20 protein-coding genes are annotated in these 26,913 nt (G+C 67.4%); 9 read left to right on the forward strand and 11 right to left on the reverse strand.

Translation table 11 applies throughout. The annotated features are described in order from the left end of the window. Positions 1–2 precede the first annotated feature (2 nt). The 6 genes from yidC (at position 3) to ACIBLC_RS14330 (ending at position 6,123) form a co-directional block, all read left to right on the forward strand. Positions 3–1,283, forward strand: coding sequence for a membrane protein insertase YidC (gene yidC, locus ACIBLC_RS14305; protein ID WP_399211201.1), 1,281 nt, complete (start codon positions 3–5; stop codon positions 1,281–1,283). A 15-nt stretch (positions 1,284–1,298) separates the two neighbouring features. After that, the gene (locus tag ACIBLC_RS14310) at positions 1,299–1,811 is read left to right on the forward strand and encodes a protein jag (RefSeq protein WP_399211202.1); all 513 of its coding nucleotides are present in this window, start codon (positions 1,299–1,301) and stop codon (positions 1,809–1,811) included. A 156-nt stretch (positions 1,812–1,967) separates the two neighbouring features. Next, the gene (rsmG, locus tag ACIBLC_RS14315) at positions 1,968–2,684 is read left to right on the forward strand and encodes a 16S rRNA (guanine(527)-N(7))-methyltransferase RsmG (protein WP_399211203.1); all 717 of its coding nucleotides are present in this window, start codon (positions 1,968–1,970) and stop codon (positions 2,682–2,684) included. A 340-nt stretch (positions 2,685–3,024) separates the two neighbouring features. Continuing rightward, positions 3,025–4,098 carry a ParA family protein gene (locus ACIBLC_RS14320; protein WP_399211420.1) on the forward strand — a complete coding sequence of 358 codons (1,074 nt, stop codon included), beginning with the start codon at positions 3,025–3,027 and terminating at the stop codon, positions 4,096–4,098. Further along, complete coding sequence (locus tag ACIBLC_RS14325) at positions 4,095–5,177, forward strand: ParB/RepB/Spo0J family partition protein (RefSeq protein WP_399211204.1); 1,083 nt, start codon at positions 4,095–4,097, stop codon at positions 5,175–5,177. Before ACIBLC_RS14320 ends, ACIBLC_RS14325 begins: the two co-directional genes overlap by 4 nt. 328 nt (positions 5,178–5,505) lie before the next feature. Next, the gene (locus ACIBLC_RS14330; RefSeq protein ID WP_399211205.1) at positions 5,506–6,123 is read left to right on the forward strand and encodes a GNAT family N-acetyltransferase; all 618 of its coding nucleotides are present in this window, start codon (positions 5,506–5,508) and stop codon (positions 6,121–6,123) included. A 122-nt stretch (positions 6,124–6,245) separates the two neighbouring features. Here ACIBLC_RS14330 and trxA read toward each other — a convergent pair whose 3' ends face one another. From trxA to ACIBLC_RS14365, 7 genes are all read right to left on the reverse strand, one after another. After that, positions 6,246–6,578: a thioredoxin gene (gene trxA, locus ACIBLC_RS14335; RefSeq protein ID WP_399211206.1), complete on the reverse strand. Its 333-nt coding sequence runs from the start codon at positions 6,576–6,578 to the stop codon at positions 6,246–6,248. Between the two features lie 42 nt (positions 6,579–6,620). Next, positions 6,621–7,586 (reverse strand): thioredoxin-disulfide reductase, encoded by a 966-nt coding sequence (trxB, locus tag ACIBLC_RS14340; RefSeq protein WP_399211207.1) that lies wholly within the window; start codon positions 7,584–7,586, stop codon positions 6,621–6,623. 183 nt (positions 7,587–7,769) lie between these two features. Continuing rightward, the gene (locus tag ACIBLC_RS14345; RefSeq protein WP_399211208.1) at positions 7,770–8,732 is read right to left on the reverse strand and encodes a hypothetical protein; all 963 of its coding nucleotides are present in this window, start codon (positions 8,730–8,732) and stop codon (positions 7,770–7,772) included. Next, positions 8,729–9,442 carry an RNA polymerase sigma factor SigM gene (gene sigM / locus ACIBLC_RS14350; RefSeq protein WP_399211209.1) on the reverse strand — a complete coding sequence of 238 codons (714 nt, stop codon included), beginning with the start codon at positions 9,440–9,442 and terminating at the stop codon, positions 8,729–8,731. The genes ACIBLC_RS14345 and sigM overlap by 4 nt, the downstream gene beginning before the upstream one ends. 28 nt (positions 9,443–9,470) lie before the next feature. Then, complete coding sequence (locus tag ACIBLC_RS14355) at positions 9,471–11,192, reverse strand: protein kinase family protein (protein WP_399211210.1); 1,722 nt, start codon at positions 11,190–11,192, stop codon at positions 9,471–9,473. Positions 11,193–11,308: 116 nt separating this feature from the next. Continuing rightward, on the reverse strand, positions 11,309–13,570 hold the full coding sequence (gene murJ, locus ACIBLC_RS14360) for a murein biosynthesis integral membrane protein MurJ (RefSeq protein ID WP_399211211.1): 2,262 nt from the start codon (positions 13,568–13,570) through the stop codon (positions 11,309–11,311). A 46-nt stretch (positions 13,571–13,616) separates the two neighbouring features. Beyond that, positions 13,617–16,028, reverse strand: a complete 2,412-nt coding sequence (locus ACIBLC_RS14365; RefSeq protein WP_399211213.1) for a DUF6049 family protein — start codon at positions 16,026–16,028, stop codon at positions 13,617–13,619. Positions 16,029–16,249: 221 nt separating this feature from the next. Here ACIBLC_RS14365 and ACIBLC_RS14370 point away from each other — a divergent pair, with 221 nt between their 5' ends. Beyond that, a complete protein-coding gene (locus ACIBLC_RS14370; RefSeq protein WP_399211214.1) occupies positions 16,250–17,716 on the forward strand; it encodes a CCA tRNA nucleotidyltransferase in 1,467 nt (488 codons plus the stop codon). Between the two features lie 103 nt (positions 17,717–17,819). On the opposite strand, the gene ACIBLC_RS14375 is transcribed toward ACIBLC_RS14370, so the two are convergent. From ACIBLC_RS14375 to ACIBLC_RS14385, 3 genes are all read right to left on the reverse strand, one after another. Next, entirely contained in the window at positions 17,820–19,088 is a 1,269-nt protein-coding gene (locus tag ACIBLC_RS14375) for an MFS transporter (RefSeq protein WP_399211215.1), read from the reverse strand. A 98-nt stretch (positions 19,089–19,186) separates the two neighbouring features. Further along, entirely contained in the window at positions 19,187–20,269 is a 1,083-nt protein-coding gene (locus ACIBLC_RS14380; protein ID WP_399211216.1) for an inositol-3-phosphate synthase, read from the reverse strand. A gap of 42 nt (positions 20,270–20,311) precedes the next feature. After that, positions 20,312–20,995 carry a PadR family transcriptional regulator gene (locus ACIBLC_RS14385; protein WP_399211217.1) on the reverse strand — a complete coding sequence of 228 codons (684 nt, stop codon included), beginning with the start codon at positions 20,993–20,995 and terminating at the stop codon, positions 20,312–20,314. Positions 20,996–21,372: 377 nt separating this feature from the next. On the opposite strand from ACIBLC_RS14385, the gene ACIBLC_RS14390 reads away from it, so the two are divergent. Together ACIBLC_RS14390 and ACIBLC_RS14395 are read left to right on the forward strand one after the other, a co-directional pair. Further along, positions 21,373–24,099, forward strand: a complete 2,727-nt coding sequence (locus ACIBLC_RS14390; protein ID WP_399211218.1) for a transglycosylase domain-containing protein — start codon at positions 21,373–21,375, stop codon at positions 24,097–24,099. Between the two features lie 118 nt (positions 24,100–24,217). Further along, a complete protein-coding gene (locus ACIBLC_RS14395; protein WP_399211219.1) occupies positions 24,218–25,726 on the forward strand; it encodes a glycosyltransferase family 87 protein in 1,509 nt (502 codons plus the stop codon). A 93-nt stretch (positions 25,727–25,819) separates the two neighbouring features. Here the strand turns inward: ACIBLC_RS14395 and ACIBLC_RS14400 are convergent, their stop codons facing one another. After that, a complete protein-coding gene (locus ACIBLC_RS14400; protein WP_399211220.1) occupies positions 25,820–26,851 on the reverse strand; it encodes an alanine racemase in 1,032 nt (343 codons plus the stop codon). Positions 26,852–26,913 lie beyond the last annotated feature (62 nt).

A 26,913-nucleotide genomic window follows, 5' to 3' on the forward strand; every position in this document is an offset into this window, starting at 1 on the left:
TAGTGGACACGATTGCCAGTCTGTTCAGCTTCATCACGACACCCGTCTCCTGGGTCATCGTCCAGTTCCACTCTGTGTACGGGAAGATCTTCGGTCCCGATACGGGCTGGGCCTGGGGCTTGTCCATCGTGTCCCTGGTGATCCTGATCCGTATCTGCCTGATCCCGCTCTTCGTGAAGCAGATCAAGGCCACTCGGGCGATGCAGACGCTTCAGCCCGAGATGAAGAAGATCCAGGAGCGCTACAAGAACGACAAGCAGCGTCAGTCCGAAGAGATGATGAAGCTGTACAAGGATTCGGGTACCAACCCGCTGTCCTCGTGCCTTCCCATCCTGGCGCAGTCCCCGTTCTTTTTTGCCCTCTACCACGTGCTGAACAGCATCGCGACCGGCAAGACGATGGGCGTCATCGACGACTCGCTGCTGGCCAGTGCCCGTAAGGCACACATCGTCGGCGCCCCGCTCGCGGCGAAGTTCACCGACGGCGCCGACAAGGTCGCCCAGCTCGGTGCCACCCTGACCGATGTCCGTGTCGTCACCGCGATCATGATCGTGATGATGTCGGCGTCGCAGTTCTACACGCAGCGTCAGCTGATGACGAAGAACGTCGACACCTCGGTGAAGACGCCCTTCATGCAGCAGCAGAAGATGCTGATGTACGTCTTCCCGGTCATGTTCGCCATCTTCGGCATCAACTTCCCGGTCGGTGTCCTCGTCTACTGGCTGACCACCAACGTGTGGACCATGGGCCAGCAGATGTACGTCATCCGCAACAACCCGACGCCGGGCAGCAAGGCCCAGGCCTCCTACCTGGAGCGCCTGGAGAAGCACGTCACGCACCACGAGAAGACCCGCGGCCGTGGCGAGAAGGCCATCGTCAAGGCGATCGTCGCCAAGGGCCGTGACCGCAACGAGCACGAGCGCAAGTTCATCAACACCCTGACCAAGGCAGGCCTGGCTGCCCAGGCCGACGGCACCGTGGTGAAGGGCGTGAGCGCCACCGAGGTCGAGGGCGAGGACGGCACTCCGATGACCGCAGGCGGTGCTCCCAAGCGTCAGCAGCCGAAGCGGCAGTCGAAGTCCCAGCGTCAGTCCGGCGTGGCCAAGGCGGCGGGCGAGCCCGAGCCGAAGACCTCGCTGACCAAGTCCGACGAGCCGGAGGACGCCGCGCCCAGCGCCGCCAAGCCGGCGAGTGGGAGCAAGCCCGGCTCCGGGACCCGCAGCAAAGCCCAGTCCGGACAGCGCAAGGGTCCTCAGCGGCCCAAGTCGCCGTCCAAGAAGTAAGAAGGAGTCCATCCCGTGACGGAAGGCACCACCACCTCCGCCGCCGCCGAGGGCGACACCCTGAACCACCTGGAGCAGGAGGGCGAGATCGCGGCGGACTACCTCGAGGGTCTGCTCGACATCGCTGATCTCGACGGCGACATCGACATGGACGTCGAGGCCGACCGCGCCGCTGTCTCGATCATCAGTGACGCCGGCGGCCGCGATCTGAACAAGCTGGTCGGCCGGGACGGTGAGGTGCTGGAAGCCCTTCAGGAACTCACGCGCCTGGCGGTACACCGGGAGACCGGTGACCGCAGCCGCCTCATGCTGGATATCGCGGGCTATCGCGCGAAGAAGCGCGAGGAGCTCACCGAGCTGGGTGCCAAGGCCGCGGCCGAGGTCAAGAGTTCTGGTGAGCCCCTCAAGATGGACCCGATGACGCCCTTCGAGCGCAAGGTCGTGCACGACGCGGTCAAGGCCGCGGGTCTGCGCAGTGAGTCCGAGGGCGAGGAGCCGCAGCGCTTCGTCGTCGTCCTTCCTGCCTGAGCGCGGTACGTACGTTCCATCGGCCCCGTCTGTTGCGCAGGCGGGGCCGATCTTTGTCAGCCTGGCAGTCCCTGGCAGTGCCGGGTGGCCCGGTAGTCCCTGATGGTCCTGGTGGTCAGCGCTCAGGCGCTTATGCGGTACGGAAGGACGGTCCCCGTGACGGAGGCAGCGGAGCTTCCTCCCGCGCCTGAGCAGGCGCGTGAGGTATTCGGTAATCGCTTCGCGGACGCGGTCCGGTACGCGGAGCTCTTGGCCGAGGCGGGAGTGCAGCGCGGGCTGATCGGCCCGCGTGAGGTACCCCGTCTCTGGGAGCGGCACATCCTGAACTGTGCGGTGCTCTCCGAGGTCGTCCCCGAAGGGGTGACGGTCTGCGATGTCGGCTCAGGGGCCGGCCTGCCGGGCATTCCGCTGGCACTCGTCCGCGAGGACCTCAAGATCACCCTGCTTGAGCCGCTGCTGCGGCGCACGAACTTCCTCACCGAGGTCGTGGAACTCCTCGGCCTTGACCATGTGACGGTCGTCCGCGGCCGTGCTGAGGAGGTGATGGGCAAGCTTCAGCCCGTCCACGTGGTGACAGCGCGCGCTGTGGCGCCCCTGGACCGCCTGGCGGCCTGGGGAATCCCGCTGCTGCGTCCCTACGGCGAGATGCTCGCCCTCAAGGGCGATACCGCCGAGGAGGAGCTGAAGAGCGCAGCAACGGCGCTCAGCAAGCTCGGTGCCGCTCGGACCTCCGTGCTCCATGTCGGAGAGGGAGTGGTGGACCCGCTCTCCACCGTCGTCCGTGTCGAGGTCGGGGAGAGCCCGGGCGGTGTGCGCTTCGCGGCGAAGCGGGCGAAGGCGGCCCGGACCGGGCGAACACGACGCCGACGTTGACTCCGAGAGCCTCTACGGACCTTGAACTCCCGGCGCCGCGGAGCGGAGCCGGGAGTTTTTCGTCACTATCGCTGATCCGTCCTGACGACGAGCGGTACTCCACACAAGCTGCCAAACCTACGCATCTCGGAGTGTCGCGCCGTGATGGTCACGAACCCTATGCATCGTGTTTCACGTGAAACGTCGCTCACTGTTGCACGGCATCATCAGTCGCGGCCGAGCCGCGGCCGCACCCCGAGGCCGGAGACCTCTCGGTTACCCCAGAGAGGGTGCGGAGTTGTCCACAGAGGTGGATTTCTCCACAGAAGAACGGGCCTCGCTGGTTCACGACCCCGAAGGCATGGGAGGCTCTGTTCATTGCGAGCCTGAAGTCGAGGAGAGTGAATCCTTGCGGTCCGACGCCAACATCGCGGGACCGATGACCGATCCGGTCCCCGGTCCCCGTACCGAGTCGATGGGGGACGATGTTTCACGTGAAACACCGCCTCCAATGGACGACACTCCCATCGGTCGTGCTGCCCAACTGGCAGTGGAGGCGCTAGGACGCGCCGGTGAGGGCCTGCCACGGCCCGAGCAGACCCGGGTCATGGTTGTTGCCAACCAGAAGGGCGGGGTGGGTAAGACCACGACCACGGTCAACCTTGCTGCCTCACTCGCTCTGCACGGTAGCCGTGTCCTGGTGATCGACCTCGACCCTCAGGGCAACGCCTCCACCGCGCTGGGTATCGATCATCACGCCGAAGTTCCATCGATCTACGACGTGCTGATCGACAGCAAGCCACTCTCCGAAGTCGTCCAGCCGGTCCTCGATGTCGAGGGTCTCTTCTGTGCGCCCGCCACCATCGATCTCGCCGGTGCGGAGATCGAGCTCGTGTCCCTGGTGGCACGGGAGAGCCGGCTGGAACGAGCGATTCAGGCATACGAGCAGCCGCTGGACTACATCCTCATCGACTGCCCGCCGTCGCTCGGCCTCCTGACGGTCAACGCGCTGGTCGCCGGCGCGGAGGTCCTCATCCCCATCCAGTGCGAGTACTACGCACTGGAAGGTCTGGGGCAGCTGCTGCGCAACGTGGACCTGGTGCGGGGGCATCTGAACCCCGACCTCCACGTCTCGACGATCCTGCTCACCATGTACGACGGCCGGACGCGTCTGGCGTCGCAGGTGGCGGACGAGGTGCGCAGTCACTTCGGTGGGGAGGTACTGCGGACGAGCATTCCTCGCTCGGTCCGTATCTCCGAGGCGCCGAGCTACGGCCAGACGGTGCTGACGTACGATCCGGGGTCGAGCGGTGCCCTCTCGTATCTTGAGGCAGCACGGGAAATCGCCCTCCGAGGAGTCGGTGTGGCGTACGAAGCGGAACCCGCCCACGTGGGCGTCCGGAACGGTCAGAACATGGTGGAGGGGATCCAGTGAGCGATCGACGACGAGGACTGGGGCGTGGCCTCGGCGCACTGATTCCTGCGGCACCGACAGGGGAGAGGGCGGGTGGAGCCTCCACCTCGCCGACGGCTGTGCCCGTTCTCACCGCGGAGCGCGGTGTGGCTGCGGCGAAGGTGGCCATGCTGCCGCCTGTTTCACATGAAACGGAGGAGCTGTCGTCGAGCGGCGTTCTGGAGACGCACCCGGCGCCTGTCGGTGCTTACTTCGCCGAACTGCCTCTCGAGTTCGTCACCCCGAACCCGCGCCAGCCCCGAGAGGTGTTCGACGAGGACGCTCTTGCCGAGCTCGTCACCTCCATCAAGGAGGTCGGGCTTCTCCAGCCCGTCGTCGTACGTCAGGTCGGTGCGACGCGCTACGAGCTCATCATGGGCGAGCGGCGCTTCCGGGCGTGCCGTGATGCCGGGCTCGAGGCCATTCCGGCGATCGTGCGGGCCACGGATGACGACAAGCTTCTCCTGGACGCTCTGCTGGAGAACCTGCACCGCGCGCAGCTGAACCCGTTGGAAGAGGCGGCTGCTTATGACCAGCTGCTCAAGGATTTCAACTGCACGCACGACCAGCTGGCCGACCGCATTGGCCGGTCGCGTCCGCAGGTGTCCAATACCCTGCGTCTGCTGAAGCTCTCTCCCGCGGTTCAGCGCCGGGTGGCCGCCGGAGTTCTCTCCGCCGGACATGCGCGGGCCCTGCTCTCTGTGGACGACTCGGAGGAGCAGGACCGGCTGGCCCACCGGATCGTGGCCGAGGGGCTTTCGGTGAGGGCGGTCGAGGAGATCGTGACCCTCATGGGATCGCGTCCGCAGACCGCTCCGCGTTCCAAGGGTCCGCGGGCCGGCGCTCTGCTCTCCCCGGCGCTCAGCGATCTGGCGTCACGTCTCTCGGACCGCTTCGAGACGCGAGTGAAGGTCGATCTGGGTCAGAAGAAGGGCAAGATCACTGTCGAGTTCGCCTCGATGGACGACCTTGAGCGGATTCTCAGTTCTCTCGCCCCGGGCGAAGGACCGGTTCTACAGAAGAGCCTCCTGGACGATGACTCCGAGGACACGGAGGGCTGAGTCGCCCAGTGGGCGGGACGGTCTCCGAGCGGCAGATCCACCAGTGCGGGCCATGTCCGGTGCACACCGGACATGGCCCGCACTTTTGCTTTCCGGCGGTATCGAGGGAATCTCATCGTGGATACGATGCAGTGGGGTATGGCGCATCCACCTGGCAGCACCTTTATGGGGAGGCGGGGGCCGTGCAATCCATGACCCGTAACGGACTGCTGACCGCGGGCTTGGGCTTGGGAGCGGTCGGCGGATTCGTCGGCAGTCTGCTCAGGGAGTGGAGTGCTCTGACAGCCGCCCGTGATGCTGCGGGCGAGGGAAGTGAGGAACATCCTTCATGGGGCGCAGGCTCGTACCGCTCACGCTGGACAACCTTCAGGACCTTCCCCAACACTGTCGCTCGTGTGTCTTCTGGGAACTGGACCCAGTCCGCGGGCAGGCCGCGGTAAAGGCAGGCACCCCCGAACTGGAGAAGGAGGCCTGGATCTCGGCCGTCCTGCTGGAGTGGGGATCCTGTGGCCGTGTCGTCTACGTGGACGACGTACCGGTGGGCTTTGTGCTGTACGCACCCCCGGACTATGTCCCCCGCGCCACGGCGTTCCCCACGAGCCCGGTGTCGCCGGATGCGGTTCAGCTCATGACCGCCTTGATCCTGCCGGGCTACCAGGGGCAGGGGCTTGGCCGGGTGATGGTTCAGACCGTCGCGAAGGATCTGTTGCGTCGGGGCTTCAGGGCGATCGAGGCCTTCGGGGACGCGCGGTGGAAGGAACCGGCATGCGTGCTGCCCGCGGACCATCTGCTGGCAGTGGGCTTCAAGACGGTCCGGCCGCACCCCACCCATCCGCGAATGAGGCTGGAGCTGCGGACGACGCTCTCGTGGAAGGAAGACGTGGAGCTGGCCCTGGACCGCCTTCTGGGAGCCGTACAGAAGGAACCGGCGCTCCGACCGCTGTAGCCTACGCCGCTCTTTGCTGTGGAGATGCTTGACGGCCCTCCAAGACGAATGGGCCGGCCCGCAAGGGCCGGCCCATTCGTGTTTCACGTGAAACATACGCCGCTCGTGCGGCAGTTCACCAACTACTCGGAGATGAAGTCCTCGAGGTCGCGCACGATGGCGGCCTTCGGCTTCGCACCGACGATGGTCTTGGCGACCTCGCCATCCTGGTAGACGTTCAGGGTCGGGATCGACATGACGCCGTACTTTGCGGCGATACCCGGGTTCTCGTCGATGTTGAGCTTGACGACCTCGATCTTGTCGCCGTACTCGGCGGCGATCGCCTCGAGCGACGGCGCGATCTGACGGCACGGACCGCACCAGGCGGCCCAGAAGTCCACCAGGACGGGCTTGTCGCTTTTGAGGACGTCCTGCTCGAAGGAGTCGTCGGTCACGTTCTTGAGGGTGCCGGCCACGGCGGGCTCCTTAACTCGTTGGTGCGGTGGGGCGGATGGGGATCAGACAGTGGCAGCCGGGGCCGCGGCCTCGTTGTCCGCGAGGGCGGCAAGGTAGCGCTCGGCGTCCAGGGCGGCGGCACAGCCGGTGCCGGCCGCGGTGATCGCCTGGCGGTACGTGTGGTCGACGACGTCACCGGCGCCGAAGACACCGGTCAGGTTCGTCCGCGTGGAGGGCGCCTCGACCTTCAGGTAGCCCTCCCCGTCCAGGTCGAGCTGGCCCTTGAAGAGCTCGGTGCGTGGGTCGTGGCCGATCGCGATGAACAGGCCGGTCACCGGCAGGTCGGAGATGTCGCCCGTCTTGAGATTGCGCAGCTTCAGACCGGAGAGCTTCGGGTCGCCCTCAATCTCGGCGATCTCGCTGTCCCAGACGAACTTGATCTTCGGGTCGGCGAAGGCCCGCTCCTGCATCGCCTTGGAGGCGCGGAGGGTGTCGCGCCGGTGGACGATCGTCACGGACTTGGCGAAGCGGGAGAGGAATGTGGCTTCCTCCATCGCCGTGTCGCCACCGCCGATGACGGCGATGTCGTGATCCTTGAAGAAGAAGCCGTCACAGGTGGCACACCAGGAGACGCCGCGTCCGGAGAGGGCGTCCTCGTTGGGCAGACCGAGCTTGCGGTGCTGCGAGCCCGTTGTGACGATGACAGCCTTGGCGCGGTGGACGGTGCCGGCGGTGTCCGTGACCGTCTTGATCTCGCCCGACAGGTCGACGGCGATGACGTCGTCCGGAATAAGCTCGGCGCCGAAACGCTCGGCCTGGGCGCGCATGTTGTCCATGAGCTCCGGGCCCATGATGCCGTCCTGGAAGCCGGGGAAGTTCTCCACCTCGGTGGTGTTCATCAGCGCACCGCCTGCGGTGACGGCACCCTCGAAGACCAGCGGCTTGAGCGACGCGCGCGCGGTGTAGAGCGCCGCCGTGTAGCCGGCCGGCCCTGAACCGATGATGATCACGTTACGGACGTCGGTCACGGCTTGATTCCTCGTCTCTGGAGACTGCTGAGTACTGCCGGTGGGAGCCTCTCTCAGAACTCTCACCCCACCCAACGGATCCTAAGGGGCCAGCATTCCCGCTGTGTCCGGGCACACGGAGACGCGCTACCGCGGGGAGACGTCATGCGCCGTCTGGACGGGAGCGCGTTGAACCGGAAAACCTCAGGACGGCGTGTACGACTGCGTCAGCAGGAGCTTTCCTGGGGACGCCGAGGACTGCTGCACGCAGGTGGCGTCGATGATGTAGGCGGCGACTTTCGTGCTGTCGGAGGTGTCGGGCTGCACGACGAGATAGACGCTCGTTCCGTTGTATGTGCCCGGCTCCGCGGCGAGGACTGCCCCGCTGTTCCCCGTTCCCTCCTGGACACAGGCAGGGACGGTAACGGCGGGGGTGACCAAGGTGCCGACTTCGGGAGATCCGGAACCGGTGGCATGGGACTCGGCGCCGAAGGGTTCGTCACTCTCGGGGTGATTCCCCGCGTTCCTGTTCTTCGCGAGAAGACTGGAGACCTGGCTCTCCAACGACCCCTCGGAGAACGTGACCGTCGAACCCGACTCCTGTGATGTCGAGGCCGAGACCGAGGCCTGAGGACTTTGGTCCGAGCCGCCGTCGTCCATCGTCTGCAGGACGATCGCGCCCAGCCCCAGAGCGGCGGCCGTGAAGGCTGTGCCGATCAGGGTCGCCCTACGGCGTCCATGACGTACTCGGTGGGCACGGCCCGGGCCGGTGGCCGCGCGAGGTTTCGAGGGTCGGTCCACGGAGGCCGAGGAACTTGAGTCGGATGATGCGGTGAGGGCTCCGGTGGTCGATGTTTCACGTGAAACAGTCGCGTGGTTGTTCCTCGGCCCGGCGTCAGTGCCAGGTGCCGTGGAATCGAGTAGAGCTTCCGCGGCCAGAGCGGCATCAATGCGGCCTGCCACGTCGACGGGCATGCGGGCCGGGCCCGGCAGGGAGCCGAGCAGACTCCGGATCTCCTCAAGCGAGTCATGTACGTCGGCACAGAGGGGGCAGTCGTCCAGATGCCGACGTAGGTCCGCGGTACGGGAGGGAGGGAGGAGGCCCTCGGTGAGGTCGGAGATCTCGGCGACGTCCGGGTGCCCGGTCGTGTCCGTCGTGGATGTCACGCTCTCCCACCTCCGCCCTTCACAGCAGCTGAATCGCTCGGCCCCGCATCTTGTGGTCCCGCTGCGGGTGGGACGGATGTCCCCTGCGTCCGGTTCCGTCCGCCGCCCGACTTCTTGTCGTCACCTCTCTCGTCCTCCGTACGGAGATGGGTGAGCAGCGGGAGGAGTCTGGCTCGGCCACGAGCGCAGCGGCTCTTCACGGTGCCGACCGGCACGTCGAGAGCGCGGGCGGCCTCCGCCACGGGATAGCCCTGCATGTCCACCAGCACCAGGGCGGCACGCTGGTCCGGCGGGAGAGTGGCCAGGGCGGTGAGTAGCTCTCGGTGCAGGTCGTTGCGCTCCGCCGGCGCGGAGGCGGACTCGTGCGGTTCGAGGAGCTGCTCCAGGCGTTCGGTGTCATCGACGGGCGATGTCCTCCTGGAGGCGGCCTTGCGGGCGCGGTCCAGGCAGGCGTTCACCGTGATGCGGTGCAGCCAGGTGGTGACGGCCGACTGGCCCCGGAAGGTGTGGGCGGCGCGGTAGGCGGAGACGAGGGCGTCCTGGACGGCGTCAGCGGCCTCCTCACGGTCTCCCAGCGTCCGCAGAGCCACCGCCCAGAGCCGGTCGCGGTGACGCCGTACGAGCTCACCGAAGGCATCGGGGTCGCCCTCCACATGGCGGGCGAGGAGGTCCTGATCGGTTGCTTCGCCGTAGGTGGCCTCATCGGCCATCTGACCCCCTCCCCTTTGCCGACGGGCGTCAGCCGGTGAACTTCACGTCCGTGATGGCCTGCTTGAAGCCAGAGCCGCTGAACTGGTCGCCGGGGGCCTCCGGTACCGCGGTGAGCCACAGCACAACGTACCGAGTTTTCACCGGATTCTTGGCCGAGATCTTCAGGTCCGTGCCCGTCGTCGTGGCCGTCGCGATTTTCGACATGGAGGTCAGCGGGGCCGAGGAGGACAGCGTGTCGGCGGCGTAGAGCGTTGCCGTCGTGTGATCGCCCGGGTAGTACAGCCCTATCGACGCGGCCGACAGGTTCTGGGTGGAACCGAGGTCGTAGACGATTCCCACGCCCTGCTTGAACGGCGCCAGCACCGGGCCGCCCTTGTAGGAGTACGTCCTCCAGTACGTCGAACTGTCCTTGTCATAGGTCAGCTTCACGTCACCCGCGTGCTGCGGCTTGCCGTCCGGGTAGTACTCGGCCGAGTCCTGGATCGTGAGCTGCTTGACGGCCACGGCCTTGCTGTCCGACTTGTCGTCGCTGTCCGTCGTCTGGGTCTTGTTGGTGTCCTCGGACTTGCCCTGTTCCATGAGCGCGTCCGCGAGCTGCCAACTGCCCAGGCCCAGCGCGGCGATGAGCAGAGTCGACACGGCCCACTTGAGGGCCGTGCCGGTACGGCTCTGCAAGGGGGACGGAGGCGCCGGGACGGACGAGGGGGCGCCCATGCCCAGGTGCGATGTCTGACGGCCGTACGTGCCCTGCTGGTACGACGTGCGCTGGTACTCGGGTGGAGCGGTGAACGCAGGCTCCGGCGGGCGGATGCGGGGCATCTCGCTGATCGCCCTCACCAGCTCCTCCGGCGTGGTGCACGGGGTTTCGTGGCGGGAGGCGGTCGCGCCGTCGTTGGCGAGCGCGCGCATGGTGAGCTCGGACAGGCCCCGGTGAACGCCTGCCCGCACCTGGTCGGGAGGGATGAGACCGATGTCCTTGGGCAGCCCGGACAGACCGTACGCGTCGTTGTCGTAGGGCCAGCGGTGGGTCAGCGTGGCGTACAGGAGCGCGCCGATCGCCTCCGTGTCGGTGCGCTGCGGGGTTTCGGACGTGATGCCGCGCAGTGCGGCGTTGACGGCGAGCCCGCGGATGCGCCATTGGCCGGACGAGGTGCGCAGCACGGCGCCCGGAGTCAGCCGCAGGTGTGCCAGGCCCTCACGGTGCGCGGCGGCCATGGCCTGCGACACCTGACTGACCATCTGGTAGGCGTCGTGCGCCTCCAGCGGGCCCGAGGCCAGAAGCGTCGTGAGCTCTGTGGCGCCTGGAAGCCATTCGTGGACCACGTAGACGAGGTCGTTCTCCTCGACCGCGTCCAGGACCTGAACGAAGCGAGGGTCGCCCAGCAGGGCGGAGGATCGGGCGGCCGCCAGTACGGAACGGGCCCGCGGATGGTCGGCGGGCAGCAGATGCACACCGACGGCACGGCGGAGTTTCTCGTCCACCGCACGCCAACTGCTGAAACCGTCCAGACGGGTGACGCACTCTTCGAGGCGGTAGCGTCTGGCTAGCTTGTGACCGCTGTGCAGTTCGGGCGGTGAGGCCTTTCCGGGACGTTCGGTCCCGCCGCTCCCCTGTGCCTCTTCGCTGTCCGTGTCCCGCTCCCGCTTCTGGGCCACCCCGTCGGCCGTGGACTGGTCCGCCTTGGCGGTCAGCGGCTCGTCACCGCTGTTGTCTGCCACGTCGACGGCAGCCGTGCTCCGTTCCGCCACCGTCGTTCCCGCCTCCCCATCCATTGCGTGCTCCGACGCAGAAACCAATTGTGCCCACAGTCCGCCGCTATGCACGACACGCGGCGGCGAACGATGGTTGTGCGCTTACCCCCGCCTCAGCGTCCCAGGCGCCCGCGGACCATTCCGACCAGAGAGTTGAGCTCTTCGATGCGCATCTTCCGCGCCGCGACGTAGAAGACGCCCAAGAGGGCGATCGATCCCGCAATCAGTGCCGCGATCGATCCGAGGGCTCCGTGTCCGAGCGCCCTGGTGATCGCGAACCCGACGGCGGCACCCGCCAGAGCACCTGGGATGCATGCCAGGCAGAGCCGCGCGTACGTCCGCAGGACGCGGCCGCCGTCCAGGTCGCCGTCAAGCCGCCTGCGCAGCCTCTGCCAGGCGACGCCGACGCCGACCGCGTACGCCAGGCCGTAGGAGCCGGCCATGCCGACGACCGCCCATTGGGCGGGCAGAACCACGTAACAGACAGCCGAGGCAGCGGCGTTCACCGCGGCCACGATGACTGTGTTGTAGAAGGGGGTGCGAGTGTCCTCGTACGCGTAGAAGCCTCGCAGGACGACGTACTGCACCGAGAACGGGATCAGGCCGAGACCGAACGCCATGAGGACGTACCCCATGGACTGGGCGGCCGGGATACCGCTGGAGCCGAAGAGCAGAGTGCACATCGGGATGCCCAGGGCGACGAACATGAAGGCGACCGGGACGATCGCGACGGCCGAGGTGCGCAGGCCCTGGGAGATGTCGTCGCGGACCGCGCCGGGATCGCCGTCGTGGGCGGCCCGCGAGATCCGCGGCAGCATGGCCGCCATGACGGAGACCGTGATGATCGCCTGCGGCATGCCCCAGATCAGCTGGGCGTTGGAGTAGGCCATGATGCCGGCGCCGCTCTTGCCTGACGCCTTGCCGGCCGCGGTGGCCAGCTGTGTGACGACGAGGACGCCCGCCTGGTTGGCGAGGACGAAGAGCACGGTCCACTTGGCGAGCTTGACCGCCTTGCCGAGACCGTGGCCCTTCCAGTCGAAGCGCGGGCGGAACCGGAATCCGGTCTCGCGCAGATACGGAATCATCGCCAGGGCCTGTACCACCAGGCCGAGCAGGGTGCCGATGCCGAGCAGGCGGATGCCGTCCGGCGGGATGGTGCTCACCGTCATGCCGGAATCCGCGGCGGTCCCGTACACCCAGAGGAACATGCCGAAGGTGAAGATCATGACGATGTTGTTCAGGACCGGGGTCCACATCATCGCGCCGAACTTGCCGCGGGCGTTGAGGATCTGACCCATGACCACATGCACGCCCATGAAGAAGATCGTGGGCAGGCAGTAGCGGGCGAAGGACACGGCGACGTTGTTCGACGCCGGGTCGCTCGCGATGGGGTTCGACATCAACTGGATCAGCAGCGGTGCCGCGAAGACCGCTGCGGCGACGATCACCGCGAGGGCGACCATGACGAGGGTCAGCAGGCGGTTGGCGTAGGCCTCGCCGCCGTCCTCGTCGTCCTTCATGGATCGCACCAGCTGAGGCACGAAGACCGAGTTGAGCCCTCCGCCGACGGTGAGAATGTAGATCATCGTCGGCAGGGTGTAGGCGACGGTCCAGGTGTCGCCGAGTGTCGCGGCGCCGAGGGCAGCCGTGATGATCATGGTGCGTACGAAGCCGGTGAGCCGGGACACCAGCGTCCCCGCCGCCATCACCGCGCTCGACTGAAGCATCCCTGAGACGCGCCCCCCGGACTTCTTCGGGGCGGAGGTGCTCGCGGGCGGCGGTGGCGGTACGGCGGCCGGAGCCTGTTCGGGGGTCGGCGACGGTACACCGGGCGGCCCGGCGTACGGACGGCCGGCGCCCTGTCCCTGGTCGCGGAACAGGTGGGCGAAGGCGTCGGGCTCGTGCTGCTGCTCGCCCGCCTGGGTGACCAGGTCGTCGACGCCCACGAACTGGGTGGTGCGCGCGTCCTCCCCGTAGGGCAGGTGCCGGGTCGGACCCGCGGGCTCCGGCGGCGGCGTCTGGGCCCAGACGCGCGGGTCCGGGGCGTACTGCGTCGTTGGCGGCTGGCCGTAGAGCGGAGGCTGGGGGTAGTACGTGCCGGGGGGCGGCGGGGGGTGCGCGGCGCGGTCGTAGAGCGCCTCGGTCACGGGGTCCTGGGCGGAGAGGTCCTGTGCTCGGTAGGGATCCTGGGCGTATGCGTCCTGGAAGTACACGTCCGCGGGGGGCCCCTGCGGCTGCTGCCCGGGCTCGGGCGGCGGGCCCTCGGGATAACCCTCGGGGTAGCCGGAGTTCCCGGTGCCTTGTTCCGGGTAGCCCTCGGGGTAGCCGGAGCCGCCCGCGCCCTGACCGCGATCACCGTCGTACGGCGCGTTCATGGTTACCCCACCTCATCGTCCCCGGGCCCACCGGCCACGACATCGCTCAACGGTCCACTCTCTCACCCGTCCCGGACGGGCCGGTGCTTTCCGGTGCGGTGTCCGGTGTCGGGTCACTCGGGTGCTCCGGGTCGTGTTCCCCGTGCTTCGTGCCGGACTCGCCCTCGGGGTGGTCCTGAGAGGCCTCGGAGGTGGCGTCCTCCGCGGTCGCGCCACCGTCGGCGTCCTCGCTCGGGGCCTCGTCCTCGCGGACGTCCTCCTCCGACTGCTGGGCGGCCGCGCGCTTGCGCTGGGTGTACATCCGGAACCCGGCGAGCACGAGCAGCAGGACGCCGCCTCCGATGACGAGCATCACCGTGGAGGTGATCTCGGTGACCTTCACCTCGAAGGTGACGGGGGCGCCGTACCTCTGGCCGTCCTGGGTGTACAGCTGGGCGACGACCTTCACCGGACCGTTGGCCTTGGTCGAGGTGGTGAACTTCACCGACTGGCTGTGCTCGCCCGCGACCGTGATCGGCTGCTCGTCGTAGGGCCCGTCGCCGATCTTGAGTCGGGTCGGCTGCTGGGAGGTGAGGCGCAGGACCAGGCGGTCGACGCCCTGTACGAGGTTGTTCTGCACGGTCACGGGGATCGTGGCACTGCGGCCCGAGAGCTTCGCGTCGGACTTGTCGATCAGTCTGACCAGGCCGGTGAGGTCGTTGAGGTAAGAAGAGACGCTCGCGCGGAAGGTCGCCGCCGGAGCGGGCCGGCCGCGCCAGGAGGTGGACATCCCCCGGTCTATGGCCCGGCCGAACGGGGTGACCACGCGGGACCGGTTGGTGAGGATGACCTTGAAGTTGTCCAGGCTGGTCTGTGTGTCCCGGATCCACTCGAAGGCCGACTGCGGCAGCTCCTGCTTGCGCAGTGCGGAGGAGTAGGCGGACTCGGCGGGCACCTTCGTGGTGGCACCCGGGTCCGGCTTGGCCTTGGCGGCCGCGGACAGGTCCTGGGACTCCGACCAGTTCGCGTTCTGAATGGCCGTCAGCGTCTGCGCCATCGTCTGGGCCTGGCTCGCCGACGGAATGCGCTGCGGGGCGATCACGATGCTGCGCTGCTTCCCCGGCTCCTGGAGGTTGATGGCCAGGCTCTGGGCGAGGAACTTCTGAACGGCGAGCGTGGAGTTGTCGGCCTTGGTCATGTCGCCCTGGAACTCGGTCGACAGCCGGGCGTCCGCAACCACCGCGGTCGTCCCGCCGCCGATGGGGCGGGCCGCGCTCGGTGTGTACGACAGCCCGCCCGTCTCACCCAGGCTGTCGCTGCGTGCGATCACCTTGTCGGCGCCGGCGGAGGTGGCGACCTTGACGATCGAGGGGTCGAGGGCGCCGTCAGCGGGCCAGGCGAAGTCGGTGTTCGGCGTGATGTGCAGGATCGTGTCCACCGTGCTCGCGGCGACGTCCGTGGCGTCCTTGAGGTGACTCAGGGAGCCGGTGACGTTCGTGCCACTGTGCGCGAGGGACGCGAGGTCGGGGTCGGCGAAGGGGAGGGCGACGACTTCCTTGTCCTCGACCGTCTTCTCCAGCTTGGCGAGCCACTCCTTGGCGATCGCCTGGTTCTTGCCGGCCGTGGTGGTGTCGCCGTCCTGGATCTGGTAGCTGCGCGTCATGGCGTCCACCGAGGCCAGCAGGTCCGGGTCGAGCACCCAGGTGACGTCCAGGTCGCCGCCCAGGGACACCAGCTGGTCCAGGCGGCCGCCCGGGGAGATCTCCGCGGCCAGGTCGTCGTTCTCGAAGACGGGTGTCTGCTGCTCGTCCGAGCCCGTCTCCGCCGTGAGGTGGACCGTGGAGATCAGCGGCCAGAGGAACGTCGTCTTCGTCTTCGTGTCGGCCGCGTCGGGCTGCCAGGGCAGGAACGTGCGCTGGATACCGAGGATCTGGTCCCACTGCTGGGCGGCGGTCCGGCCCGTGAGGGAGACCGCGAGCTGGTAGACACCGTCGGCGCCGAGATCCAGCTCGTCGACAGGCACCGAGATGCTGAAGGGCTGCGAGACGCCGACGGCGAGTGAGGAGAACTTGGCGACGTAGGTGCCGCCGATCTCGGTGGGGTCGACGCCCGGCTGGAACCCGGTGCGCTTCGCGGCGCTGTCGATGGCGGAGCGGGTGTTGAGAGAGGGGCCCACGCGGACGCCCACGTGGGCGTCCGTGATCGCCTGCTTGCCCTTGTTGGTGACCGTGCCGGAGACGGTGACGGTGTCACCGGTCGTGGGCACGCTGGGGCTGAGCGAGTCGAGGGAGACATCGACCGTGCTGGAGCCGGTGGCGTCGGCCACGGCGGTCTTCCCGGCGGCGTGCGCGGGCGTACTCAGGGGCAGCTGGAGCAACCCGGTCAGCAGCGGCACACCGGCGAGCAGTGCGCCGCCGCGCCGGAGCCACCGGCGGGCAGGTGAGGGATTCATCCCCTGGAAGTCTGCCGCCTCGGCCACGCGCTCGCCCGTCCCTCGTTCATCGTCAGTGGTCGTCGGAATGTGCGTCCACGCATGGTAACGATGTGCGCTGAGGGGAAGTGCCGCGGACCGCGCCACAAGATCAGGAGACTGGGCCGACTGTCCTGTATGTATACGTATCGATGGCCCTGGCGGCGGGTCCGCTGTGCACGTTTTATGGAGGCGCCCCGGGGTGCCCCGGCCACGTACCCTTTTCTGTTGTGCCGAACGCCAACGAAGACAACCCCAGTGCCCTGAGTCAGGTGCAGCGCCGCGCAGTGAATGAGCTGCTGCGGGTGTCCCCTGTCGCCGACGAGCTCGCCCGCCGATTCCAGGAGGCCGGATTCTCGCTCGCCCTGGTCGGCGGCTCGGTCCGGGACGCGCTCCTTGGCCGGCTCGGTAACGATCTGGACTTCACTACCGACGCCCGCCCCGAGGACGTACTGAAGATCGTGCGTCCCTGGGCGGACGCCGTGTGGGAGGTCGGGATCGCCTTCGGCACAGTCGGCGCACAGAAGGACGCCCGCGTGGGCGATGTGCGGCAGTCCTTCGAGATCGAGATCACGACGTACCGCTCCGAGGCGTACGACCGGACCTCGCGCAAGCCAGAGGTGTCCTACGGAGACTCCATCGAGGAAGATCTCGTGCGCCGTGACTTCACCGTGAACGCGATGGCTGTCGCGCTGCCGGCGAAGGAGTTCATCGATCCGCACGGGGGCCTGGAGGACCTGGCCGGTCGCATTCTGCGGACGCCGGGCACCCCTGAGGACTCCTTCTCCGACGACCCGCTGCGGATGATGCGGGCCGCGCGGTTCGCCGCACAGCTGGACTTCGAGGTGGCGCCCGAGGTGGTGGCCGCGATGACGGACATGGCCGGCCGCATTGAGATCGTCTCCGCCGAGCGGGTTCGGGACGAGCTGAACAAGCTGATCCTGTCGGCGCACCCTCGCAAGGGCCTGACGCTGCTCGTCGACACCGGGCTCGCCGACCATGTGCTGCCGGAGCTTCCCGCCCTTCGCCTGGAGCGTGACGAGCACCACCGGCACAAGGACGTCTATGACCACACGTTGATCGTTCTGGAGCAGGCGATCGAGCTGGAGGAGGACGGTCCTGACCTGATTCTTCGGCTCGCCGCACTGCTGCACGACATCGGCAAGCCGAGGACGCGCCGCTTCGAGAGTGACGGGCGGGTCTCCTTCCACCACCACGAGGTGGTGGGCGCCAAGATGACCAAGAGGCGGATGACGGAGCTCAAGTACTCGAACGAGCTCGTGAAGGACGTCTCGCGTCTGGTCGAACTCCACCTGCGTTTCCACGGGTATGGCACCGGCGAGTGGACGGACTCCGCCGTTCGTCGCTATGTGCGCGACGCGGGACCCCTCCTCGACCGGCTCCACAAGCTGACCCGCTCCGACTGCACCACCCGTAACAAACGGAAGGCGACCGCGCTCTCCCGGGCATACGACGGCCTGGAGGAACGCATTGGTGAGCTCCAGGAGCAGGAGGAGCTGGACTCGATCCGCCCCGACCTCGACGGCAACGAGATCATGGGCATCCTGGGTATCGGTCCCGGGCCGGCCATCGGTCAGGCGTACAAGTTCCTGCTGGAGCTTCGCCTGGAGAACGGGCCCATGGAGCACGATGCCGCCGTGTCGGCGCTCAAGGAGTGGTGGGCCGCGCAGGGCTGAGGTTCATGGTGGAGGGTTCGTGTTTCACGTGAAACACGAACCCTCCATGCGAGGGACGGGGCGATGTTTCACGTGAAACATCGCCCCCTCCGTGATTGCGGTGTCACGGCCGCGCTCTCAGACGGGCCAGCGCAACAGCCACTGTCGCGTAGAGCACCGCCACAGTGACGACGAGGGTGGCCGAGCGCCCGTCGGGAGGCAGTATCAGCGCGGCCACTGCCGCCGCGCCGACGAAGGCGACGTTGAAGAGGACGTCGTAGACGGAGAAGATCCGGCCGCGGTAGGCATCGTCGACCGATGACTGCACGATCGTGTCCGTCGCGATCTTCGCCCCCTGGGTGGTCAAACCCAGGATGAAGGCGGCCACCAACATGGGGGCGACGGCGAACGGCAGGCCGAGTGTCGGCTCAAGTATGGCGGCGGCACCGGCGCAGGTGACGATCCAGCCGCTGGGGCCCAGTCGCCCCGCCGCCCAGGGTGTCAGGACGGCCGCGACAAAGAACCCCGCAGCGGAGATGCCCAGGGCGAGTCCCAGCAGCGCGAGCCCGTCGTCGTCCGAGCCGGACGCCCAGGCGTACCGGCACAGCATCAGCACCATGACGGTCAACGCGCCGTAGCAGAAGCGCATCACCGTCATCGCCAGCAGCGCCCAGGCCGCTTCCCGCCGTGCGGGCTCGACCAGGTGGCGAACGCCCGCCGCGAGGCCGTGGGCGGTGCCGCTGAGCGCCGTGGACAGCCTGGACGGCGCCAACTCCTGGTCGGGGCCGAGGAGTTCCGGGGCGAGACGCAGGGAAGCGAGGGCCGAGCACAGATACAGGCCCGCTCCGACGAGGACGACAGCAGCGTCGGAGTCCGAGGCGACCAGCCGTACGACGAACGCGAGCCCACCGCCCGTGGTCGCGGCGAGCGTTCCGGCGGTGGGCGACAGGGAGTTGGCCATGACCAGCCTGTCGGAGTCGACGACGCGGGGCAGCGCGGCCGAGAGGCCGGACAGGACGAACCGATTGACCGCGGTGACACAGAGCGCGGAGGCGTAGAAGAGCCAGTCCGGGACATGGCCCAGCATCAGGACGGCCGTCACGCACGCCAGCGCCGCCCGCAGCAGGTTGCCGTACAGGAAGACCTGGCGGCGCCGCCAGCGGTCCAGCAGGACGCCGGCGAAGGGGCCGATGAGGGAGTACGGGAGCAGCAGAACCGCCATCGCGGAGGCGATCGAACCCGCTGAGGTCTGCTTCTCCGGCGAGAAGACGACGTAGGTGGCGAGGGCGATCTGGTAGACCCCGTCGGCGCCCTGGGACAGCAACCGTACGCCGAGCAGGCGTCTGAAGCCCTGGAAGCGCAGGAGTACCCGCAGGTCACGCACGACAGCCATGGGGCACAGCCTCACACACGAGGAGAGCCCCCGGGCGGGATGCCCGGGGACCCTCAACAGCCTTTGACGAGAGGAGCTCAGCGCCCCTCTGTCGCTTGCTAGCGCTCGACCTCACCCTTGATGAACTTCTCGACGTTGGCGTACGCCTCGTCGTCGAAGTACTGGACCGGCGGGGACTTCATGAAGTAGCTCGACGCGGAGAGGATCGGGCCGCCGATGCCGCGGTCCTTGGCGATCTTCGCGGCGCGCAGCGCGTCGATGATGACACCCGCGGAGTTCGGGGAGTCCCAGACCTCGAGCTTGTACTCGAGGTTCAGCGGGACGTCGCCGAAGGCGCGGCCCTCGAGGCGCACGTAGGCCCACTTGCGGTCGTCCAGCCACTGCACGTAGTCCGACGGACCGATGTGGACGTTCTTCTCGCCCAGGTCGCGGTCCGGGATCTGCGAGGTGACGGCCTGCGTCTTCGAGATCTTCTTGGACTCGAGGCGGTCGCGCTCCAGCATGTTCTTGAAGTCCATGTTGCCGCCGACGTTGAGCTGCATGGTGCGCTCGAGACGGACACCGCGGTCCTCGAACAGCTTCGCCATCACACGGTGCGTGATGGTGGCGCCGACCTGCGACTTGATGTCGTCGCCGACGATCGGAACACCGGCCTCGGTGAACTTGTCCGCCCACTCCTTGGTGCCGGCGATGAAGACCGGGAGGGCGTTGACGAAGGCGACCTTGGCGTCGATGGCGCACTGGGCGTAGAACTTCGCCGCGTCCTCGGAGCCGACGGGCAGGTAGCAGATGAGGACGTCGACCTGCTTGTCCTTGAGGATCTGGACGACGTCGACCGGGGTCTCGTCGGACTCCTCGATGGTCTGGCGGTAGTAGATGCCGAGGCCGTCGAGGGTGTGGCCGCGCTGGACCGTGACGCCCTTGTTCGGGACGTCACAGATCTTGATGGTGTTGTTCTCGCTGGCCCCGATGGCGTCGGAGAGGTCGAGGCCGACCTTCTTCGCGTCGACGTCGAAGGCGGCGACGAACTCGATGTCACGGACGTGGTACTCGCCGAACTGGACGTGCATGAGGCCGGGCACCTTGGCCGCCGGGTCGGCGTCCTTGTAGTACTCGACGCCCTGAACCAGCGAGGCGGCGCAGTTGCCCACACCGACAATGGCTACGCGAACCGAACCCATCCGATTGCTCCCTGTATGTACTGGTGAAACCCCGAACGGGGCTCACGTGGTGGTGTCGTCGGACGGATCCGGCCGGGAGCTGTCCCGGTGCCGGGGCAGGCCGCCCGTCTCGCCAGATGTGCTGTCCTGCTGAGCGGAGCTTCCGGAAGCGGAACTCTTGATGTCCCGTCCCGCCCGCTCGCTCTCGATGAGCTCGTTCAGCCAGCGCACTTCGCGCTCCACGGACTCCATTCCGTGGCGCTGGAGCTCAAGCGTGTAGTCGTCGAGGCGCTCCCGGGTCCGCGCCAGAGAAGCACTCATCTTCTCCAGGCGTTCCTCGAGGCGGCTGCGGCGGCCCTCCAGTACGCGCATGCGTACGTCGCGTGACGTCTGCCCGAAGAAGGCGAAGCGAGCGGCGAAGTGCTCGTCCTCGTAGGCGTCGGGACCCGTCTGGGAGAGCAGCTCCTCGAAGTGCTCCTTACCTTCTGCCGTCAATCGGTAGACGATCTTGGCGCGACGCCCCGCGAGTGGAGCGGCGAGTGCGTCTTCGGGTGAGGCTCCCGGTTCCTCGATCAACCAGCCGTTGGTGACCAGCGTCTTGAGGCAGGGATAGAGCGTTCCGTAACTGAAGGCGCGGAACACTCCCAGTGACGTGTTGAGTCGTTTGCGCAGCTCATAGCCGTGCATCGGGGACTCGCGGAGCAGGCCGAGGACAGCGAACTCGAGGATCCCGGAACGCCGGCTCACGTCGCCTCCTCCCTGTCGCTGATCGCCTCGGCACGGTCTTTATGCCGAGCTGATGTATCGACTCGATACATCGACACGATAGAACGACCGATCGGCTGCGGCAAGAGGGGTCACGGTGAACGGCGTCACATCACTGATTCATACGAAGCAAGTTGCCTGATTTGGGGTGAACTTCGGCCCTAGGCTGGTTTTGACGGTGCGTAGTCTGTGCGGCATGCACACCACGGGGAACCAAGTGACGTCTGAGGACGTCACCGTCCTCGGTGCAGTACGGATGAATGCGATGACGACCACATCCGTATTTCGGGGGGACCGGAAACCAGCCGCTGCCGTTTCCAGGCGCGCATGGGCGCGCCTGCCCGAGGAGTAATCGTTCGATGAGCGAGCACCGTCGCAAACTGCCGCAGTCGCAGGAAGGCGGACGCGCCGCGGCCCGACGCGGCCAGTCCGGCGCGTCCTCCGGCCGCCGCGCGACACCGCAAAGCGCCACCGGGTCTCCTTCCGACTCCCTCGGGTCGGGAGGTGAAGAGGAGCGCTCGTACGGTGGCCGTGCCGAGGCACGTCGTGCGGCGCAGAGAAGTGGTGGCGGCCGCCGCAGAGGAGCCGAGGGCGCCGGACACGGTGGCTCCGGAGGCGGAGGCCGACGTGGTGGCCCTGGAGGCCCTGGAGGCCCTGGTGGTCCCACCGGGCCCGGCCGGGGTCGCGGCCGCGGATCCGTGCCCGCCAAGAAGCGCATCGTCGACTATCCGCGCGCGAACAAGTACGGCGCAGCGCGCTGGGTGCCGTCCTGGAAGCTGGTCTCGGGGCTGTTCATCGGCTTCTGCGGCAGCCTGGTGGCCGTGGCCGGTGTCGCGTACGCCCTGGTGGGCGTCCCGGACGTCGCCAAGACCGCCGAGGCACAGAACAACGTCTACTACTGGGCCGACGGCAGCGAGATGGTCGCCACCGGTGGTGAGACGAACCGTCAGATCATCAGCTACGCGCAGATCCCCAAGGAGATGCGCTACGCCGTGATGTCGGCCGAGAACAAGACGTTCGAGACCGACAACGGCGTCGACCCGATGGGTATCGCCCGTGCCTTCGTGAACATGGCCAAGGGCGGCCAGACACAGGGTGGCTCGACCATCACCCAGCAGTTCGTGAAGAACGCGATGCTGGACGACCAGTCGCAGACGGTCTCCCGGAAGTTCAAGGAGTTGTTCGTCTCCGTAAAGGTCGGTGCCTCCATGGACAAGGAGGACATCATGGCCGGCTACCTGAACTCGGCGTACTACGGGCGTAACGCCTACGGCATTCAGGCGGCGGCGCGTGCCTACTTCGACAAGGACGCCACGGACCTGGACGCGAGCGAGTGCGCCTTCCTGGCGGCGATGCTCAAGGGCGCCACGTACTACGACCCCGCGGGTTCCGTGTCGATCGACCCGGCAGCGACTCCCAAGGCCAACCGCGAGCGCGCCGAGTACCGGTGGAAGTGGATTCTCGACGAAGAGGTCAAGGACGGGCACCTGACCGCGGCGGACCGGAGCAAGTACAAGACCTTCCCCGAGCCCCAGAGCCCGCGGTCGAACGCCCAGTTGAGCGGCCAGGTCGGTTACCTCGTCGACCTCGCCAACTCGTACCTCATCAACAACAAGACCGGGATCACCCAGGACCAGCTTCAGCAGGGTGGCTACGAGATCCACACGACCTTCGAGAAGAAGAAGGTCAAGGCGCTCGAGGCTTCCGTGAAGAAGGTCCAGAAGAAGAACATCGATCCCAAGAAGCGTCCGAACACCGACACCTTCGTCCAGTTCGGCGGAGCCTCCGTGGATCCGGACTCCGGCGCGATCAAGGCCATCTACGGCGGTGTGGACGCGACCAAGCACTTCACGGACAACGCCGACGCGACCGGTGCCCAGGTCGGTTCGACGTTCAAGCCGTTCGTGCTGGCGGCCGCCATGTCATGGGGTGTGCGTGATCCCGACGGTGACGCGGTCCAGGCGCAGGACGAGCGAACCGTGGTCTCTCCGAAGAGTCTCTACAGCGGCAAGAACAAGCTGAAGATCCAGGACTACGACCAGAACGTCTGGACGGACAAGGACGGCAAGGAGTGGCTGCAGACGAACGACGGCGGTGAGTCGTACAACGCACCCAGCTACGACATTGACCTCCGCGAGGCGATGCGCGAGTCCGTCAACTCCGCTTACGTCCAACTGGGCATGGACGTCGGCCTGGACAAGGTCAAGGAGGCCGCGACGGACGCGGGCATCCTGAAGTCGAGCTTCGCAGGTGCCAGTTTCCCGTCCTTCTCACTCGGTACCTCCTCCCCGAGCGCGATCCGTATGGCCGGCGCGTACGCCACCTTCGCGGCCAGCGGCAAGCAGAACGACCCGTACTCGGTCGAGAAGGTCACCGACCAGGACGGCACCGTCTTCCAGCACGAAGGCACGGCCAAGGAAGCTTTCACCGCGAAGGTCGCCGACAACGTCACCGACGTCCTGAAGACCGTGGTCGACAAGGGAACCGGTACCGCCGCGCAGCTGACGGGCCGGGAGGTGGCCGGCAAGACCGGTACCACCGACGGCAACAAGTCCGCCTGGTTCGTCGGGTACACCCCGCAGCTGTCGACCGCCATCGGCATGTACCGCATGGACGACGACGAGACCAAGAAGAACCGTGAGTTCCTGGAGATGTACGGCACGGGTGGCGAGGAGAAGATCCACGGTGCCTCGTTCCCGGCCCAGATCTGGCACGACTACATGGAGCAGGCGCTCAAGGGCGAGAAAGCCCAGGACTTCCCGGAGCCCCAGGACATCGGTGAGGTTCTCAACGACACCCCGAGCCCGAGCGTGACCCCCTCGCCCACCGAGAGCGAGGTGGTGACGCCGACGCCGACCCCGACGCCTACCCGGGAGGAGCCCACAACGTCTCCCACGCCCTCGGAGAGCGAGACCTGCGGCGACTTCGACTGGAACTGCGAGGACGACGACGGTGGAACGGACAGCGGCGGTACCGAGACGGGTGGTACCGAGGGAAGCGAGAGCGCCTCACCATCGGAGTCGAACAGCACCAGCACGAGCAACGGGAACGACGACGGAGGGTTCTTCGGAGGATCGGGCGGATAGTCGCCTCCGTGTGTGTTTCACGTGAAACACACCGTTTCACGTGAAACGAGGGCCGCCGCACCGACCAGGTGTGGCGGCCCTCGTCGCATACCCAGGTACGTACGGCAGGATGTGCGCCATGCCCAGTGCAGAGACGACGCGAGCGAGCGTGCGCGAGCCAGAACTGGTACGGCCGACCAAGGAAGACGAGGTGGCCGCGACCGGCAGTGAGCTGATCGGCGGCCCCATCGGACGACGAGCCCTGCTCGGGACGTCCTGGTGGACCCCTGTGCGGGTTGTCGCGCTCGTTGCGATCGCCGTGTTCGCCCTTGGCATGGTGCAGAAGCTGCCGTGCTACGACGGCGCCTGGTTCTTCGGAGCCAGCTCCCAGTACACGCACGCGTGCTACTCGGACATCCCGCACCTCTACCAGGGGCGCGGCTTCGCCGACGGTCTCGTGCCGTACTTCGACAAACTTCCCGGCGACATGGAGTACCTCGAGTACCCGGTGCTGACCGGCGTGTTCATGGAGGTCGCTTCCTGGCTCACACCGGGCAGCGGGAGCATCCAGGACCAGGAGCAGATCTACTGGATGGTCAACGCGGGGATGCTCATGGTGTGCGCGGTGGTCATCGCCGTATGCACCGCGCGTACCCACCGCAGGAGGCCCTGGGACGGCCTTCTGGTCGCCCTGGCGCCCGCGTTCGCGCTTACAGCCACCATCAACTGGGATCTCCTCGCTGTGGCCCTCCTGGCCGCTGCGATGCTCATGTGGTCGCGAGGGCGTGTCCTGGCGTTCGGTGTGCTCATCGGGCTCGCCACGGCCGCCAAGTTCTACCCGTTCCTGGTACTCGGACCGCTCTTCCTGCTGTGCTGGCGAGCGGGCAGGTGGCGAGAGTTCGGAACCGCGCTGCTCGGCGCGGTCGGAGCCTGGCTGGTGGTGAACCTTCCGGTGATGTATCTCGCTCCGGAAGGATGGGCGAAGTTCTACAGCTTCAGCCAGGAGCGGGGAGTCGACTTCGGATCGATCTTCCTGTTCCTCTCGAACTGGCTGAAGATCACGATCACCGCCGACACGGCGAACACGTGGGCGCTGGTCATGATGCTGCTCGTCTGCCTGGCGCTGGCCGCCGTCACGCTCACCGCCCCACGCCGCCCGCGCTTCGCTCAGCTGGCCTTCCTGATCGTCGCGGCCTTCATCCTCACCAACAAGGTCTACTCGCCCCAGTACGTACTGTGGTTGGTCCCCCTCGCCGCGCTGGCCCGGCCGCGCTGGCGGGACTTCCTGATCTGGCAGGCCTGCGAGGTCGCGTATTTCCTGGGTATCTGGATGTACCTCGCCTACACGACCAGCGGGGACGCCCACAAGGGCCTGCCGACCGAGGGGTACCAAGTCGCCATCGCCGTCCACCTGTTGGGGACGCTGTACCTGTGCGCCGTGGTCGTGCGGGACATCTTCATGCCCGAGCGGGACATGGTGCGCCGCGCCGGTGACGACGATCCCTCGGGCGGGGTGCTGGACGGTGCCGAGGACATCTTCGTGTTCGGGGCCGCGGCCCGTCCGCCGCGGCACGCCGCCCAGTTCGATGGGCCTCAGGTGGACTGGGGCAGCGGCGGAAGCGCGACGGGTGGAGACAGTTCGCCCTGAGCGAACAGGTCGTAGCGAGCTACGGGAAGGGGCCGTACACGGTGTCCGTGTACGGCCCTTTCAGCTGGGTCGAGCGGGGTCGTCCTCCGACGGTCAGTGCTCGACGACGCGGTCGAACTGCGTGGTGGTGTGCCGCAGATGCGCCACGAGTTCGTCGCCGACCTTCGGCTCGGTGGCGTCGGAGGGCACGAAGAGGATGGAGACCTGCATGTGCGGGGGCTCCGCGAACCAGCGCTGCTTGCCCGCCCAGACGAACGGGGAGAGGTTCCGGTTGACCGTCGCGAGGCCGGCACGGGCGACGCCCTTCGCGCGCGGCATGACGCCGTGCAGCGCCTTCGGGGCCTCCAGGCCCACTCCGTGCGACGTACCGCCCGCGACGACCACCAGCCATCCGTCGGAGGCGGCCTTCTGCTGGCGGTAGCCGAAACGGTCGCCCTTGGAGACGGGTGTGACGTCCAGGACCGCACCGCGGTACTCGGTCGCCTCGTGGTCGCCCAGCCACAGCCGCGTACCGATGCGGGCGCGGAAGCGGGTCTGCGGGAACTGCTGCTGGAGACGGGCGAGTTCCTCGGCCTTGAGATGGCTGACGAACATCGTGTGCAGCGGCAGACGAGCCGCGCGCAGGCGGTCCATCCAGCCGATGACCTCCTCGACGGCGTCCGAGCCGTCGGTGCGGTCCAGCGGCAGGTGGATGGCGAAGCCCTCCAGCCGGACGTTCTCTATGGCGGAGTGCAGATGCGGCAGATCCTGCTCGCTCACTCCGTGCCGCTTCATCGAGGACATCACCTCGATGACGACACGGGCGCCCACAAGGCCGTACACGCCGTCGATGGACGACACGGAGCGGATCACACGGTCCGGCAGCGGCACCGGCTCCTCGCCCCGCCTGAACGGCGTCAGGACCAGCAGATCACCGCCGAACCAGTCCTTGATCCGGGCGGCTTCGTACGTGGTGCCGACGGCGAGGACGTCCGAGCCCAGGCGGGTGGCCTCGTCAGCGAGGCGCTCGTGGCCGAAGCCGTACCCGTTGCCCTTGCAGACGGGGACGAGCCCCGGAAACTGCTCGGACACCTGCTTGTGGTGTGCCCGCCAGCGCGCGGTGTCGACGTAGAGCGTGAGCGCCATGGCCGGTCCCGGAACCTTTCTCGTGGCTGCGGTGTATCAGAGGTATGAACGGAAATTGTGGC

It is taken from the genome of Streptomyces sp. NPDC050535 (assembly GCF_044457665.1).
GTDB lineage: Bacteria > Actinomycetota > Actinomycetes > Streptomycetales > Streptomycetaceae > Streptomyces.

What these genes read in the sequence shown, in the direction of transcription:
- ACIBLC_RS14400 (WP_399211220.1), bottom strand. Translation starts at nt 26,851, where the DNA reads ATGGCGCTCACGCTCTACGTCGACACCGCGCGCTGGCGGGCACACCAC.
- murJ (WP_399211211.1), bottom strand. Translation starts at nt 13,570, where the DNA reads ATGAACGCGCCGTACGACGGTGATCGCGGTCAGGGCGCGGGCGGCTCC.
- ACIBLC_RS14320 (WP_399211420.1), top strand. Translation starts at nt 3,025, where the DNA reads ATGGGAGGCTCTGTTCATTGCGAGCCTGAAGTCGAGGAGAGTGAATCC.
- ACIBLC_RS14330 (WP_399211205.1), top strand. Translation starts at nt 5,506, where the DNA reads ATGGGGCGCAGGCTCGTACCGCTCACGCTGGACAACCTTCAGGACCTT.
- ACIBLC_RS14390 (WP_399211218.1), top strand. Translation starts at nt 21,373, where the DNA reads ATGAGCGAGCACCGTCGCAAACTGCCGCAGTCGCAGGAAGGCGGACGC.
- sigM (WP_399211209.1), bottom strand. Translation starts at nt 9,442, where the DNA reads ATGGCCGATGAGGCCACCTACGGCGAAGCAACCGATCAGGACCTCCTC.
- ACIBLC_RS14380 (WP_399211216.1), bottom strand. Translation starts at nt 20,269, where the DNA reads ATGGGTTCGGTTCGCGTAGCCATTGTCGGTGTGGGCAACTGCGCCGCC.
- ACIBLC_RS14395 (WP_399211219.1), top strand. Translation starts at nt 24,218, where the DNA reads ATGCCCAGTGCAGAGACGACGCGAGCGAGCGTGCGCGAGCCAGAACTG.
- ACIBLC_RS14375 (WP_399211215.1), bottom strand. Translation starts at nt 19,088, where the DNA reads ATGGCTGTCGTGCGTGACCTGCGGGTACTCCTGCGCTTCCAGGGCTTC.